This window comes from Stappia sp. WLB 29, from assembly GCF_023507705.1.
Taxonomy (GTDB): domain Bacteria; phylum Pseudomonadota; class Alphaproteobacteria; order Rhizobiales; family Stappiaceae; genus Stappia.
The window spans coordinates 670,331-684,098 of sequence record NZ_JALBGD010000001.1 but is presented as its reverse complement, the minus strand read 5'-3'; the positions used below and the strand labels follow the sequence as shown (position 1 = coordinate 684,098).

Here is a 13,768-nt window from a genome sequence, read left to right as displayed (position 1 = left end):
GGCAGGGGCATGACGACAGCGGCCGACGGAACGGTTGTGACATCGAGCGAGGCGGCAGCGCGTCGGCGCGGACTGATGCTGGTGCTGTCCTCGCCGTCGGGCGCGGGCAAGTCGACAATCGCGCGGCAGCTTCTCGACCGGGAAAAGCACAGCCTGGAGCTTTCCGTATCCGTCACCACGCGGCCGCGCCGGTCGAGCGAGATCGACGGGGTGCACTACCACTTCATCTCGCGCGAGCGCTTCGAGCAGATGCGCGACCGCGGCGAACTGCTGGAGTGGGCCGAGGTGCACGGCAATTATTACGGCACGCCGCGCGATCCGGTGGAGCAGGCGCTGGCCGGCGGTCGCGACGTCCTGTTCGACATCGATATCCAGGGCACGTTCCAACTTTACGAGAAGATGCGCGGCGACGTGGTGTCGGTGTTCATCCTGCCGCCGTCCATCGCTGAGATGAAGTCGCGCCTGCACCGCCGGGCAGAGGATGAGGAGGACGTCATCCAGCGCCGCCTGAAGACGGCGGTCGGCGAGATGAAGCACTGGCAGGACTATGACTATGTGATCGTCAACGACGACCTGCAGACCGCATTCGGCGGCGCGCTGTCGATCCTGCGCGCCGAGCGGTTGCGCCGCGAGCGCAGCCCGGCCATCGGCCCGTTCATCGAGGGCATGGTCGAGGACCTGAGGCGCGAGACCGGCGAGGCCTGAGGGCTGGCGCGCCGAACACGAACCGCATGGAGGAAAGGCGCCCTTTGGGGCGCCTTTTTCATATCGGCAGCCCTTATAGGAGAGAGCGTCAGCCGGTAGCGAAGGCGTTGGCCAGCTTGACGAAGTCGGCGATGTCGAGCTGCTCGGCACGCATGGTCGGCTCGATTCCGGTGGCAGCGATACGTGCCTCCGCGTCGGCGGCAAGCGGCTTGAGGCTGGCGCGCAGCATCTTGCGGCGCTGGCCGAAGGCTGCGGCGGTGAGGCGCTCCAGCGCCTTCAGGTCGCAGTCGAGCGGCGTCTTGCGCGGAGTCAGGTGGACGATGGCCGAGGTGACTTTCGGTGGCGGTGTAAAGGCCTTCGGCCCGACCTCGAAGGCGAGCGTTGCGTGACAGCGCCAGCCGGCCAGCACGCCGAGGCGGCCATAGGCCTTGCTGCCGGGCTCGGCGACGATGCGCTCGGCCACTTCCTTTTGAAACATCAGCGTCAGCGACTGCCAGAGCGGTGGCCAGCTTGCACTGGTGATCCAGTCGACCAGCAGCTGGGTTCCGACATTATAGGGCAGGTTGGCGACGATCTTCAGCGGGCTGCCATCGGCGATGCGCTCCAGATCGATGGTCAGTGCGTCTGCCTCCAGCACCTCCAGTCGTCCGGGATAGCGGGCGGAGATCTCGGCGAGCGCCGGCAGGCACCGGGCATCTTTCTCGACAGCCACCACGCGCCTTGCGCCCGCAACCAGCAGAGCGCGGGTGAGGCCGCCGGGACCCGGCCCGACCTCGAGCACCGTGCATTCGCTCAGGTCTCCGGCGGTGCGGGCGACTTTGAGCGTCAGGTTCAGGTCGAGCAGGAAGTTCTGCCCCAGCGATTTGCGGGCCAGCAGCTCATGGGTGCGGATGATGTCGCGCAGCGGCGGCAGGTCGTCGATCTGGCTCATTCGATGAGGCCCGGATCCGCCAGTACGGCGGCGAGCCTGACGGCAGCGGCGAAGCTGTCCGGGCGGGCGCTGCCGGTGCCGGCGATGCCGAGGGCCGTGCCGTGGTCCGGCGAGGTGCGTACGAAGGGCAGGCCGAGCGTCGCATTGACCGCATCGTGGAAGGCCAGCGTCTTGGCCGGGATCAGCGCCTGGTCGTGATACATGGCCAGGGCACAATCATAGCCGGCACGGGCTTCGGCATGGAACATCGTGTCGGCGGGCAAGGGGCCCTGGACGTCGATGCCCATGGAGCGCAGCTCCGCCACGGCGGGGGCGATGATCTCGTCGTCTTCGTAACCGAGCGCCCCGCCTTCGCCCGCATGCGGGTTGAGGCCGGCGACGGCGATGCGCGGGACCTTGATGCGGAACCGGCGCACCAGCTCCTGATGCACGATCCGCCCGACATCGACGATCAGGCCGGTGGTCAGCATCTTCGGCACATTGTGCAGCGGGATGTGGACCGTGACCGGCACGACCAGCAGATCGGGGCCAGCCAGCAGCATCACCGGGGTCGCGTCCTGCGCACCCGAGCGCCGCGCCAGCTCGCCGAGATATTCGGTGTGACCGGGATGGGTGAAGCCGGCGTCGTAGAGCGCCTTCTTCTGGATGGGGTTGGTGACGAGGCCGGCGGCGAGACCTGCCTGCGTGTCGGCAACGGCTCGGTCGATCGAGGCGATGACGGCTGCTGCCGTCGCCGGGTCGGCAATGCCCGGACGATCGGGCACGCTCATGCCGAGCGGCACGACGGGCAGGTGCTCGTTCCAAGCCTCCAGCGCTTCGCCCGGGGCAATCTCGGCAATCGCCACGTCGAGCCCGAGCAGGGTCGCGCGGGAGGCGAGAAAGGCCGGATCGGCCAGCAGGTAGAACGGCGGCAGCTCGCGCTTGATCCGTTCTTTCCACGCAAGGAGGGCGACATCGGGACCGATGCCGCCGGGATCACCCATGGTGACGGCGAGAGGCTTGAAACTGGCGCGCATGCGGACCGATCGGCTCAGCGGTAGTCGATGATGGCGCGGCTGCGCAGCTCGCGCATGTAGCGGCGGCTCATCTGCTCGCCTTCCTTGTTGCGCAGCTCGTCCTCGACCTCCATCCGCGCGGCGGCGTTGCTGGCGATCTCGCGCTTGTCGCAGACCGCGTAGACTTCCAGGCCCTTGGAACTGTCCTGGGCGGTGGTCACTTTGCCGACGGCCGTCTTGTCCAGCGCTTCCTTGAGCGGGGCGGGAACCTCGGTCTCCAGGCGGGTGACCATCGGCATCACCACCACTTCGCGGAACTCGCTGGCGAGCGTCTGGGCCTCATTGCAGGACGAGAAGCGCGAGCGGAAGTTGTCGACATCGCGGCGGCGCTGGTTCTTGCCGCTGGCAGCGGTCTTTGCCGGCACGACGAAGATGATCGGCTGGATCCGATATTCCATGCTGGTGTCGCTGCTCTTGTCCTCCTGCTTGCGCAGGGCGGCGATCACGTCGGATTCGGAAATGCGCACCTCGGATTGGAAGCGCGCGCGCAGCAGCTGACCCCAGGCGATCTCGGCCTGGATGCGCTGGCGCATGGTATCGGCCTTCACGCCCGACTGGTTGAGCGCCTGGGTGAGGCGCGCCGGCGTGAGCTTCACGCGGCTGGCGAGCGTCGCGTAGGCTTCGTCGACATCCGCCTTGGTGATGCGTATGCCGGCTCGTTCGGCTTCCTGCATTTTCAGGACTTCTTCGATCAGCTCTTCCGTCGCCTGTTTGGCGCCGCCACGGCTGCCAGTCAGGCGCAGGAGGCGGGTTCTCTGATTGATGTCATAGGTGGTGATCGGCTTGTTGTTCACGATCACCTTGATGGCGGTCTGCGCGGCGAGCGGTCCGCCGGAAACGGTGGCGGCGATCAGAATCGCCAGGCCCGCGAGCATCCAGCGCTTTGCAGTCATTCATTCCCCCTGTCGTCGCGTCCATTTTCGTCGCGTCCAGTGTCGCCGCTATCCGTTTTGCCGGTTCCGGGCGGCCAAGGCCCGGTCGGCAGCTCCGGTCGCAGAACGGTCTTCTCTGAAGGCGCGTGCACCTGCCTTCAGCCAATTTGCCTGGCGATGCTATCCTGCGAACTGCTGTGACACCAGAAAACGGCCAAAATCCGTCGGAAGCAGCTGTCTCGACCAGGGTCTTGCGAGATCGCAAGGGAAACGGGCCTGTCATCGCGTGCGGTCCGCTCCGTGCGGCATGCTCGTCGCGGACTTCCGGGCCTAGTTGTTTCCGGTGGTCGAGAACTGCGTGTCGCCGAGCGTGCGCAGGCCGAACCGGAAGAAGAACAGCCGGTCTGTCGTCTGGCCATTGTTACGGCTGCGATCTTCGGAATAGGCGAAGGAGACCGAGAAGCCCTCATCGTCATAGCCGACACCGAAGCTGTCGCGAACCATGTTGCGGCGCTCGAGGTCGAAGCGTACGGAGCCGAACAGCCGCCAGTTCTCCTCCAGTCGCAGACTGGCCGAGCCGATGAGCTCCTCGCGCGGCGTGGCGATGCCGAGATTGGGCTGCGGCGACAGATAGGCATAGGCAAGGTTGCCGGTGACGGGACCGTAGATGCCTGTCGCCTCGACCTGTGCGCGGCGGACGGAGAAGTTCTTGTGATCGAAGCGGGCCTGCGCGCCCATCCGGAAGCCTTGCCGGCTGTCGAAATAGAGGCTGCCGACATAATCGCTGTAATTGGTGGCGAGACCCGAACTGGTGGTGGCGCCGAGGATGTCGGCCTGCTTGAACGAGTTGGTGCCGCCGAGATGGAACGAGCGACCGAACAGGGCACTGACATGGTAGCCCTGGTCGAAGTTCAGGCTGTATTTCAGGCCGACATTGGTTCGGGTGCCACCCTCGCTGCGGTCGAATCCGGAGAACTTGTCGTATTCGAACAGCGTTGTGGAATCGAAGACGATGCTCTGCGCGTCCTCGTTCGGCAGCTCGCCGATGCGCGTCTCGTTCGGACGGACGATGACCTGGGCCACCGGCTCGATGATCTGGTGGCCGCCCTGGAACGTGCCGATGAACGGGAAGCGATAGTCGAGGCCGACGGCCGGCATGATGCGGCCGACGAAGCTCTCGTCGGTCATCGAGGCGACGTTCTTGTCCTGCGAGGCGAGGAAGTACAGATCGCCTTTAACATAGGCGAAGGGCGTGAACACCTGGCCGAAGGAATCGATCAGCGTCGAGCGCCAATCGGCCTCCAGGCTGGCGCGGGTGAACGTACCTTCGACGCCGCGGAAGCGGGTGAGGCCGCCGATCTGGATCGCGTCGGTCTGGTCGCGGGTCAGGCTGGTGAGATTGCCCGTCAAGGCCAGTTCGCCGCCGGCAATCGGGTTCTCGAAAATGTAGTTCCAGTCGAGCACCGGATGGACGAAGGGCTGCTTGTCCTGCAGGCGGCTGCCGACGGGAATGAAGCCGGGAGCATCGAGCGTGGCCAGAGCCTTATAGTCTTCCTGCGAGATGCGGAAGGCATAGGCGCGCAGGTCGAACCTGTTCCGCTCGCTCTGCCCCGTCAGGTAGATCTTCGATACGTCGCTGGCATTGCCGAGCGGGGCGAACCTGTAGTCGCGCAGGAACGAGCGGTCGGTGCGCCAGGACAGATCCCAGCCCCACTTCCAGCGCTGATTGATGTCGAACTCGCCCTCCGACGCGATCACGCCGCGGAAGTCGCGGTTGCCGCTCGATGTGGTGTACTCGCCCGGACGCGCCTGGAAGATGCCGGCAGCGTGGATCGAATAGGCACCGTCCATCAGCCGCTGGCGCCAGTCGAACTGGCCGAGCACGCCCTGCTTGCTCAGCGGCGTTGCGGAAATCAGCAGGTCGCGCGACGGGTCGATGGCGAAATAGTAGGGGATGCGCATGCCAGCACCCACCCGGTCGCCATAGACGAAATTGGGGATCAGCAGGCCCGACTTCCGCTTGACGCTCGGGTCCGGCATCGACAGATACGGCAGGTAGACGAGCGAGCGGCCGAAGAACTCGAAGGAGGCCTTCTCGAACTCGATCGTCTTTTCCTGCTGATTGTGGACGATGGTCTGCGCGCGGATGCGCCAGAGCGGCGGCTTGTCCGGCGGGTTCTTCGGGCTGGTATAGACCGTGTAGAGGCCGTTGTCGAAGCTCGTACGGTTGCCGTTTTCGCGTCGCGCTCCGTCGGCGATGAAGCGGGTGCGCTGCGGTGTGTCGAGCTGGAGCGCCGTGGCGAAGCCGTCGCGCAGGTCGTCCGACAGTTCCATCGAGGCAGCGCGCAGGACATTGCCGTTCGGCTCCGTCAGGCGGACATTGCCGTCGGCGCGCAGACGGTTGTTGCGACGGTCGAAATCGACGCGGTCCGCTTCCACCGTGTTGCCGCCATAATAGATCTGCACATTTCCGATGGCCGAGATGATGTCCCGGTCGAAATCGTAGCGCAGTTCCGTCGCCTCGAGCAGCAGCGGCTCGGTCGGGTCGACTTGCGATCCCAGCGAATCGAGGGCGTTGTCCTGGGCGAGGGCGGTCTGGGGAGCGAGCGTTACGCCGCTCAGCAGCGCGAGCGCGGCACCGGACAGCAGCGTGCCGGCGAGCAAGGACGCGCGAATCGCACGCGCACGCGGGGATGCGCCCGCCCGATCGGCGCGGGACGGGCGGTTCTGCCGATCGGCCATGCCTGATGAAACGGCCGAAACCATCAGCCGTCCTCCAGGTGCAGGAGGATCGTGATCCCCATCAAGACTCCAAACACTCCAGGTGCCCACGCGGCGATGAAAGGAGGCACGATTCCCGCACCGCCCAGGTCCTTGCCGAGCTCCGACAGAACGTAAAGCACGAACCCGGCGAGGATTCCACCCAGAATCAGGCGGCCGATACCCCCCATCCTCGAAACCCTCAGGGAAACACAGGCGGCAATCAGCACCATCGCGGCCAAAAGTGCGGGTCTTGCCAGAAGTGTCTGATATTGAAGCGAATACCGATACGCGGGCAAACCTGCTCTCTGTGACAATTCGATCACGCGCGGCAGGTCCCAGAATCCTATGGATTCGGGCGCCGCAATGCTCTCGCGCACCTCGGTCGGTGTGAGATATGTGGAGACGTTGTAGCTCTCATAGGTCTGCGGATCGCCTTCGGTCGAGTAGACCGTGGCATCGGACAAGCGCCAGGTCCTCTCGCCGAGCGTCGCCTCGCTCGCCTCGATCCGTTCCTGGAAACTGCCCTTCCGGTCGAAGGTGAACAGCGTCACGCCGAGCAGCCGCTCTCCGGAGTTGAGGATCTGCTTGGCGTGCAGCACCGATTCTCCGTCCTCGCCGTCCTGGCGCAACCAGATGTCGCCCGTCGTCTGCAGCAGAAAGTTCTGCTCGCGGCCGAAGAGGCCGGAGGCGAGTTCGTCCGATTGCGTGCGAAGGGTGACGGCCAGCGGATTGTAAAGCAGCACCGCGCCGATGCCGATGGCAATGCCGACGATGAGCGCAGGGGCGGTGAACTGCCAGACGGAGACACCGGCGGCGCGCGCCACGACGAGCTCCAGCTTGCGGCTGAGGCCGAGAAACGCCGCAATGGCGCCGAAGAGCACGGCGAAGGGCAGAACCTGTTCCATCAGTTGCGGTACGCGCAGCAGCGAGATCGCACCGATGCGGGCAAGGCTCGCCCCGTCCTGATCGCTCGCCCGGCGCAGAAGCTCGAGCGCGTCGAAGATGAAGATCAGCACGGCGGCCAGCAGGAAAAGGCCGAGAATCGAGGCCACGAAGCGCAGCGCGAAATAGACGGCGAGCGTGTGGCCGGAGCGGAGCGAGGCGAGCATCAGGCGGGCCCACCCTGCTGGTGGCCCTGCAACCGGGCGACAATGCCCTCGATCCGCTCGCCGATCCGCTCGCTGAGGGCGGCAAGAGCGTTGATCCAGCGCGGCTTGCGGCCGATGGCGACCATCCAGCCGACCAGCATGATGGTGGCCAGCGGCAGCAGATAGAGCGCAAAGCGCGCGACGGGCAGGCTCGGCACCAGCGTCAGGATGCCGAAGCCCGCCGTGCGCAGCAGGATGGCAAGGACGAGGGCGGTCAGGGTCGCGGCATGGCGGTTCTGGCGGGTCGTCTTCGGCTCGCCGGCGAACAGGAAGACGATGAGCGCGAAGGCTATTGGATAGAGCGGCTGGCTCAGCCGGTCATGCAGCTCTGCGGTCAGTCGGTTGCGGTTCTCTGTCGCGTAGTCGTCGTTCGGATCGGGGGCGAGCAGGTCCAATGTGGAGCGTTCGCTGGCCTTGTAGGTGGTGACGGTGTCGGTCGGAACCATGCTCGACAGGTCGAAAGCATAGGATTGGAAGCGGACGATGGAGATGCTGCCCGTGGCGCGGGTACGGCGCTGGATCGTGCCGTCCTGCATCACCAGCAGGGTGCGGTCGGCGGCCTCGACGATCTGTCCGCGTGCCGCCTCATAGGTGAAGACGATGTCCTCGGCGCGCTCATCGTGCATCAACAGGCCTTCGAGCTGGCCGTCGCCGCCGCGGTTGCGAATGTGGAAGGTCAGGCCGTCCTCGATACCGATGAAGCGGCCCGGGCGAACGATGTTGGCGACCAGATCGACGCGCACCTGGGTGATCTCGTCGCGCAGCGAGGCGAGACCGGCGGGGGCGAAGAGCAGCGACAGCGAGGCGCAGAACAGGCTGATGACGGCGGCGAAGACGAGAATCGGCCGCAGCAGCACGGAACGCGAGGCACCAGATGCGTTGATGACGATGAGCTCGCTGTCGTTCGACAGGGTGTTGAGCACCACCAGCATGGCAATCAGCAGCGCGAAGGGGGCGATGGCGAGCGCCAGAAAGGGCATGGCCAGCATGGTCATGCCGATGAACTGGACGATGGTCTGGCCCTTGGCGGTGACCAGGTCGAGCTGACGCAGGGCCTGCGTCGCCCAGACGACGCCGGCCAGTGCCGTCAGCGTCACCAGGAAGACGGCGGCAAGGCGCCGGAAAACATACCGCTCGAAGGTCGTCATCAGGTCCGTGTTCGGTCAGCCCACCGGGCTCGCGCCAGAAAATCGTCGGCTGCCAGAGAGCCTTTGGGGGGCGGGCGGCAGGTCCGGCCCACGTGGTCGTCGGCCGGCCGGGCGCCGGTCGTATTCGATTAGGCCGCAGTTTAGGTAAATACTCCGAGAAGAAAAAGGGTTAACCGGAGATTAACTGGACCGGCAAGGCGGCAAGGGCGCTTGCCGAGCGGGAAAACAGGCACCATTCTAGACGCATCAGGATTTTCCGGGCGGGCACGCCCGTCTGGCTGACACGGCGCGCAGCGAGTCTGCGGCTGTCGCAAGTCCGGCAAACCGCCCTGGATCTCCTCCATTCCTGCCAGACATGAGGTTCCCCTTGCTCCCCAAGATCTCCTTCGCAAAACCCGACGCTCCGCACAAGGGCATCGCCGTCATCCTCGTCGACGACAAGCTGGCAACCGGCGCTACCGCGGCCGGCCTTGGCGAAGGGGCGCTGGACCTGATCCGTCGCGCGGCGGAGACCGCCGGCTTTTCCGGCAAGTCGAAGACGGTGCTCGATCTTCTCGCGCCGGCGGGCCTTGGCGTCGACCGGCTGCTGGTCGTCGGCCTCGGCAAGGCCGACGAGGTTGTCGGGCTCGGCGACAACGACTGGGCGGCGCTCGGCGGCACCGTGATGGGCAAGCTCGGCAAGGCCAAGTCGGCCGAGGTGCTGCTGGAGACACCGGCAGGCGCGGTGGATGCCGGCCACGCAGCGGCCTTCGCGATGGGCATGAAGCTGCGCGCCTATGTCTTCGATCGCTATAAGAGCCGCAAGGGCGACGACGAGGAGACGACCGGTTCGGTCAAGGTGTCGCTGCTGCTGGAAGACGCCAAGGCGGCGAAGAAGGCCTGGGCCGACGCCGATGCGGTGAGCGACGGCACGCTGCTGGCCCGGGACCTCGTCAACGAACCGGCCAATGTGCTGACCACCGTCGAATTCGCCAACCGCGCCAGCGAACTCTCCAAGCTCGGCGTCGAGATCGAGATCCTCGACGAGAAGGCGATGAAGAAGCTCAAGATGAATGCGCTGCTCGGCGTGGCGCAGGGCTCGGAGAGCCCGCCGCGCCTGGTGATCATGCGCTGGAATGGCGGCAAGAAGGACGCTGCCCCGCTCGCCTTCATCGGCAAGGGCGTCGTCTTCGACACCGGCGGCATCTCGATCAAGCCGGCGGCCTCGATGGAGGACATGAAGGGCGACATGGGCGGCGCGGCGGCCGTCACCGGCCTGATGCACGCGCTGGCGGCCCGCAAGGCCAAGGTCAATGCCATCGGTGTCATCGGCCTCGTGGAGAACATGCCGGACGGCAAGGCGCAGCGGCCGGGCGATATCGTCACGGCGATGTCGGGCGCGACCATCGAGATCATCAACACGGATGCGGAAGGCCGCCTCGTTCTGGCGGATGCGCTCTGGTACACGCAGGACCGGTTCAAGCCGGCCTTCATGATCAACCTGGCAACGCTGACCGGTGCGATCATCATCGCGCTCGGCAGCCACCATGCCGGCATCTTCTCCAACAACGACGAACTGGCCGCGCGTCTTGCCGAGGCCGGCCTTGCCACGGACGAGAAGGTCTGGCGCCTGCCGCTGTCGAAGGATTACGACAAGCTGATCGACACTCCGAACGCGGACATGAAGAACACCGGCGGCCGCTCGGCGGGCTCGATCACGGCGGCGCAGTTCCTGCAGCGTTTCGTCAACGATGTGCCGTGGGTGCATATCGACGTTGCCGGCACGGCGATGGGAAGCCCCAAGACCGATGTGAGCAAGGGCTGGGCCTCGGGCTTCGGCGTGCGCCTGCTGGATCGTCTGGTACGCGACCATTACGAAGGCTGATGCAAGACCAGCGGCTCGGCTGCGGGATGATCCCGCGGCCGAGCCGGCTTTCAAGCGGCAGACAACAAAAACCCGCCTTGCGGCGGGTTTTTTCGTTCCGGTTGTCCGACGGGCCCGGTTCGGGGGTACCGCCGGAGGTCGAAAGGGCAATCAGCAGGTCTTGTAGGATTCGCAGCTTGTGCCCGTCGGCTCCACAACCACTGTTCCCATTGCCGTGGTCACGCCGGCGAGACCGAGCACGAGACCGAAAAACAAAGCAATCCGCACAGCCATCGAATGTCTCCCGTTGCCCCGGCGCGGTGACGGCTCTACCGTCCGGCAGTCGCTTGCGCCTGGCTCAAGCCTTCCTGATCCTGCCGAGACCGTTGTGACGGCAACCACAGGACGTTTGAAGGATCAGCGCGTGGCGCGAAGCATTTGCCGAATCGGCCGGGTCCAGCCCGGTCGTCACTTTGCCGGGCCGAAGTTGGGAAACCGTTAATCGTGAATCATTGGCAAATCAAAGCCCGTTTCTCAGCCCACGGCACTTCGCATCGTGGCTGTTGCAGGACTGCCGCACTGCACAAGCGGGGGGCGGAATGAGCGAGGTTCTTTTCTACCATCTGACCCGCCAGCCGCTGGAGCAGGCGCTGCCCGGGCTGCTGGAAACCTGTCTTGGCAGAGGCTGGCGCTGTGTCGTGCAGGCCGGCTCGCGCGAGCGCTGCGAGGCGCTCGATTCGTGGCTCTGGACCTATCGCGACGATGCCTTCCTGCCGCACGGGACGGCCGCGGACGGGCATGCGGAGGCGCAGCCGGTCTACCTCACCGATGGCGAGGAGAACCCGAACGGTGCAGTGGTGCGCTTTCTCGTCGACCGGGCGAGCCCGCCCGATCTCACGCCCTATCAGCGCGGGGTCTTCCTGTTCGACGGACAGGATCCGGACGCGGTCGCCGACGCTCGGCGGCACTGGAAGGCGATGAAGGAGGCGGGGCACGACATCACCTATTGGCAGCAGAACGAAGCGGGCCGATGGGAGAAGAAGGCATGAGCGGGGACAAGCCCGACACGGCGGGCTTCATGGACCGGCGAGATGCTGCGCGCGAGCGGCTGGACGGGCTGTTCGGCGCCAAGGGTGGCAAGCGGAAGGACCGCTCCGCCTGGTTCGATGCAGTTTACCAGACGGCCGAGGGCGATGCGGCGGCCGTGCCCTGGGCGGACCTTGCGCCCAAGGCGGAACTGGTCGACTGGCTGGTGGCGCATCCGGGCGAGGGGCAGTTGGCCGTCGATGTCGGCTGCGGGCTCGGCGACAATGCGGAGGCACTGGCCGAGGCCGGCTATCGCACCACCGGTTTCGACCTGTCGCCGAAGGCGGTGGAGTGGGCGCGCCAGCGTTTCCCGGAAAGCGCCGTCGACTACCGTGCGGCCGATCTGTTCGACCTGCCGGCGGACTGGGGCGGCCGTTTCGATCTCGTGCACGAGTGCTACACGCTGCAGGCGCTCTCCGGCGATCTGCGCGAGCGGGCCTTCGCCGCCGTCGCCTCTCTCGTGGCGCCTCGCGGCAGACTCCTGGTTCTGACACGCACAGCGCCCGAAGGCAGTACGCCGGACGGGCCGCCCTGGCCGCTTGCACTGTCCGAACTGGGTCGCTTTTCATTGTTCGGACTGCAGCGCATCGACCGCCACCCCTACAATATCCGCAAGGGGGAGCGCATCATCGCGCATGTCCGCGACGTCTGGCAGCGGGCGGGGTGAGGCACAGTCCCCGGCTACATGACGCGCGGGCGGTTCCGCGAGACACCCAGGATCTGGATCATGGCATCGCTCGCGAGTTGCTTGGTAGATGCGTCGAAGGTCCAGAATTCCGGGGCTACCCTGCATTGAGAAAGTGTCGACAGGGTCTCCTCCGGGACCGCGGCCTGCTTGTCGGCGTGCACGTCCAGGCTTGCCAAAGCCTCGGAGGGGCCGGCAATGGCCTCCTCGCCGTTTTGCGTCTTACCGGCGACAACAAGCAATGCGCTGGGCAGATCGTGACATTTCACGAAAGCCGTTGCGCCCGGTTGCTGTGCATCGTCCGGGTCGGCGACCTTGAAACCTTCGAGATCGGGGCTGTAGACCCAGTGCCGTGCCTGGAGGCTGGGGTGTGAAATCCCAGGCACCGATGCACAGACTTCGTTCGTGGGCAGGATGCTGCTTGCCGGGATGATCTCGGCATGTTCCGCTCCACACTGACGGAACGAGATGTCCGAGGTGCCCTGGATGGGCGTCACCTCTCCAAGCGGATTGTCGCCGTCCTTTCGCACTCCATGACCCACCGGGGTGGCGGTGGCGAAGACGATGGTGTTGTCAGCCGTTGGGGACTTCACCATCGCGACCTTCAATTCTTGCCAGGAAAGGTGTGTCGCCGTGTCCATGTCCTGGGCGCCGGCGGTCGGCAAGGTGGACAAGACGGCGATGGCGGCTGCGACTGTAACGGCTTTCACGGCTAACCTCTGGGTTCGCTGTTGCAGAAGGGCATGTTGCGCCAGGCGGTGTCTTTGCAGGGATTGAGGCTTCTTATGGGAAGATAGCGGTCCGAGGTCACGACATGGGACAGCAGAAAGCCCTCTTTCGCGATGACGCAAAGGGCGAAGGACCGCTCGGGGGTTGCAAGCACGTGTTTGATGGTGGCCTGATCCAGACACCGGGAAAGGCGCAGCTGCTGGTGCACGCTCAGTCTGCTCTCCAGCAACGCCAGTGAACTTCGAGGAACGACGATCGCGTTGGCCTCGTGCCACACGCGTTGAGCGGCCGTTCTTGCCGTTTCTTCGGCGCTTATCTTGATCGCGATGAACACGGTCAGGCTGGCAACGAGCACGGCTCCTGCGACCAGGAAGTGCATCGGGAAGCCGCTTGAAACGAGCTGCCTCTGCCTGACTTGCCACAAGATAACGGCGCCGCCGAAAAGCATCAATAGGACAACCGCCAGCTTCCAGAGAAAGCCCGCATGCGTGAAGACGGTGTAGGAGTGGGCGACGATCGTGGCGAGGGGCGCATCGACCTCGTGAATGGAGATCGAAAAGGCGCTCAGATAGGCATCGAGGTAGGCAATTCCGGCGAAATACCCGAGCGCCAGCGGAACCGCGACAAGACACGCGTCGAGCAGCGAGCGTGCAAAATCTCGATCCTTGGGCGGTTCGGGCGTGACGTCCCGCTCGCCGGAAGATCCCGAAAGCCAAAGCAGATTGTTGGTTGTGCCGAACTCGAACGACGGCCTTTCCCGGTCCTCCATGAGCTATCCGCCCGCTTTTCTCGCTCGGACAACG

General features: G+C 65.4%; 13 protein-coding genes. 4 read left to right on the top strand and 9 right to left on the bottom strand.

The window, feature by feature from the left end; translation table 11 throughout:
- Positions 1–9: 9 nt before the first annotated feature.
- On the top strand, positions 10–705 hold the full coding sequence (gene gmk, locus MNI96_RS03155; protein WP_249690297.1) for a guanylate kinase: 696 nt from the start codon (positions 10–12) through the stop codon (positions 703–705).
- A gap of 88 nt (positions 706–793) precedes the next feature.
- Here gmk and rsmA read toward each other — a convergent pair whose 3' ends face one another.
- The 6 genes from rsmA to lptF form a co-directional block, all read right to left on the bottom strand.
- A complete protein-coding gene (gene rsmA / locus MNI96_RS03150; protein ID WP_249690296.1) occupies positions 794–1,636 on the bottom strand; it encodes a 16S rRNA (adenine(1518)-N(6)/adenine(1519)-N(6))-dimethyltransferase RsmA in 843 nt (280 codons plus the stop codon).
- Positions 1,633–2,652, bottom strand: a complete 1,020-nt coding sequence (gene pdxA / locus MNI96_RS03145; RefSeq protein ID WP_249690294.1) for a 4-hydroxythreonine-4-phosphate dehydrogenase PdxA — start codon at positions 2,650–2,652, stop codon at positions 1,633–1,635. The genes rsmA and pdxA overlap by 4 nt, the downstream gene beginning before the upstream one ends.
- Positions 2,653–2,666: 14 nt before the next feature.
- Positions 2,667–3,584, bottom strand: coding sequence for a SurA N-terminal domain-containing protein (locus MNI96_RS03140; RefSeq protein WP_249690292.1), 918 nt, complete (start codon positions 3,582–3,584; stop codon positions 2,667–2,669).
- 309 nt (positions 3,585–3,893) lie between these two features.
- A complete protein-coding gene (locus tag MNI96_RS03135) occupies positions 3,894–6,329 on the bottom strand; it encodes an LPS-assembly protein LptD (protein ID WP_249690290.1) in 2,436 nt (811 codons plus the stop codon).
- Positions 6,329–7,435 (bottom strand): LPS export ABC transporter permease LptG, encoded by a 1,107-nt coding sequence (lptG, locus tag MNI96_RS03130; protein ID WP_249690288.1) that lies wholly within the window; start codon positions 7,433–7,435, stop codon positions 6,329–6,331. The genes MNI96_RS03135 and lptG overlap by 1 nt, the downstream gene beginning before the upstream one ends.
- Positions 7,435–8,622, bottom strand: coding sequence for an LPS export ABC transporter permease LptF (gene lptF / locus MNI96_RS03125; protein ID WP_249690286.1), 1,188 nt, complete (start codon positions 8,620–8,622; stop codon positions 7,435–7,437). Before lptF ends, lptG begins: the two co-directional genes overlap by 1 nt.
- A 355-nt stretch (positions 8,623–8,977) precedes the next feature.
- Between lptF and MNI96_RS03120 the strand changes: the two genes are divergently transcribed.
- Complete coding sequence (locus tag MNI96_RS03120) at positions 8,978–10,486, top strand: leucyl aminopeptidase (protein ID WP_502960291.1); 1,509 nt, start codon at positions 8,978–8,980, stop codon at positions 10,484–10,486.
- 150 nt (positions 10,487–10,636) lie between these two features.
- On the opposite strand, the gene MNI96_RS21810 is transcribed toward MNI96_RS03120, so the two are convergent.
- Positions 10,637–10,759, bottom strand: a complete 123-nt coding sequence (locus MNI96_RS21810) for a hypothetical protein (RefSeq protein ID WP_283776289.1) — start codon at positions 10,757–10,759, stop codon at positions 10,637–10,639.
- Positions 10,760–11,064: 305 nt separating this feature from the next.
- Here MNI96_RS21810 and MNI96_RS03115 point away from each other — a divergent pair, with 305 nt between their 5' ends.
- Together MNI96_RS03115 and MNI96_RS03110 are read left to right on the top strand one after the other, a co-directional pair.
- Positions 11,065–11,514, top strand: a complete 450-nt coding sequence (locus tag MNI96_RS03115) for a DNA polymerase III subunit chi (protein ID WP_249690282.1) — start codon at positions 11,065–11,067, stop codon at positions 11,512–11,514.
- A complete protein-coding gene (locus MNI96_RS03110) occupies positions 11,511–12,218 on the top strand; it encodes a class I SAM-dependent methyltransferase (RefSeq protein WP_249690280.1) in 708 nt (235 codons plus the stop codon). The genes MNI96_RS03115 and MNI96_RS03110 overlap by 4 nt, the downstream gene beginning before the upstream one ends.
- 14 nt (positions 12,219–12,232) lie before the next feature.
- Here the strand turns inward: MNI96_RS03110 and MNI96_RS03105 are convergent, their stop codons facing one another.
- The gene (locus MNI96_RS03105) at positions 12,233–12,946 is read right to left on the bottom strand and encodes a hypothetical protein (protein ID WP_249690279.1); all 714 of its coding nucleotides are present in this window, start codon (positions 12,944–12,946) and stop codon (positions 12,233–12,235) included.
- A gap of 2 nt (positions 12,947–12,948) precedes the next feature.
- Positions 12,949–13,734, bottom strand: a complete 786-nt coding sequence (locus MNI96_RS03100) for a hypothetical protein (RefSeq protein WP_249690277.1) — start codon at positions 13,732–13,734, stop codon at positions 12,949–12,951.
- Positions 13,735–13,768: the final 34 nt, after the last annotated feature.

Bases quoted from the DNA above. Each gene is read 5' to 3' on its own strand.
- gmk (WP_249690297.1), top strand. From the start codon at position 10: ATGACGACAGCGGCCGACGGAACGGTTGTGACATCGAGCGAGGCGGCA.
- rsmA (WP_249690296.1), bottom strand. From the start codon at position 1,636: ATGAGCCAGATCGACGACCTGCCGCCGCTGCGCGACATCATCCGCACC.
- pdxA (WP_249690294.1), bottom strand. From the start codon at position 2,652: ATGCGCGCCAGTTTCAAGCCTCTCGCCGTCACCATGGGTGATCCCGGC.
- MNI96_RS03140 (WP_249690292.1), bottom strand. From the start codon at position 3,584: ATGACTGCAAAGCGCTGGATGCTCGCGGGCCTGGCGATTCTGATCGCC.
- MNI96_RS03135 (WP_249690290.1), bottom strand. From the start codon at position 6,329: ATGGTTTCGGCCGTTTCATCAGGCATGGCCGATCGGCAGAACCGCCCG.
- lptG (WP_249690288.1), bottom strand. From the start codon at position 7,435: ATGCTCGCCTCGCTCCGCTCCGGCCACACGCTCGCCGTCTATTTCGCG.
- lptF (WP_249690286.1), bottom strand. From the start codon at position 8,622: ATGACGACCTTCGAGCGGTATGTTTTCCGGCGCCTTGCCGCCGTCTTC.
- MNI96_RS03120 (WP_502960291.1), top strand. From the start codon at position 8,978: ATGAGGTTCCCCTTGCTCCCCAAGATCTCCTTCGCAAAACCCGACGCT.
- MNI96_RS21810 (WP_283776289.1), bottom strand. From the start codon at position 10,759: ATGGCTGTGCGGATTGCTTTGTTTTTCGGTCTCGTGCTCGGTCTCGCC.
- MNI96_RS03115 (WP_249690282.1), top strand. From the start codon at position 11,065: ATGAGCGAGGTTCTTTTCTACCATCTGACCCGCCAGCCGCTGGAGCAG.
- MNI96_RS03110 (WP_249690280.1), top strand. From the start codon at position 11,511: ATGAGCGGGGACAAGCCCGACACGGCGGGCTTCATGGACCGGCGAGAT.
- MNI96_RS03100 (WP_249690277.1), bottom strand. From the start codon at position 13,734: ATGGAGGACCGGGAAAGGCCGTCGTTCGAGTTCGGCACAACCAACAAT.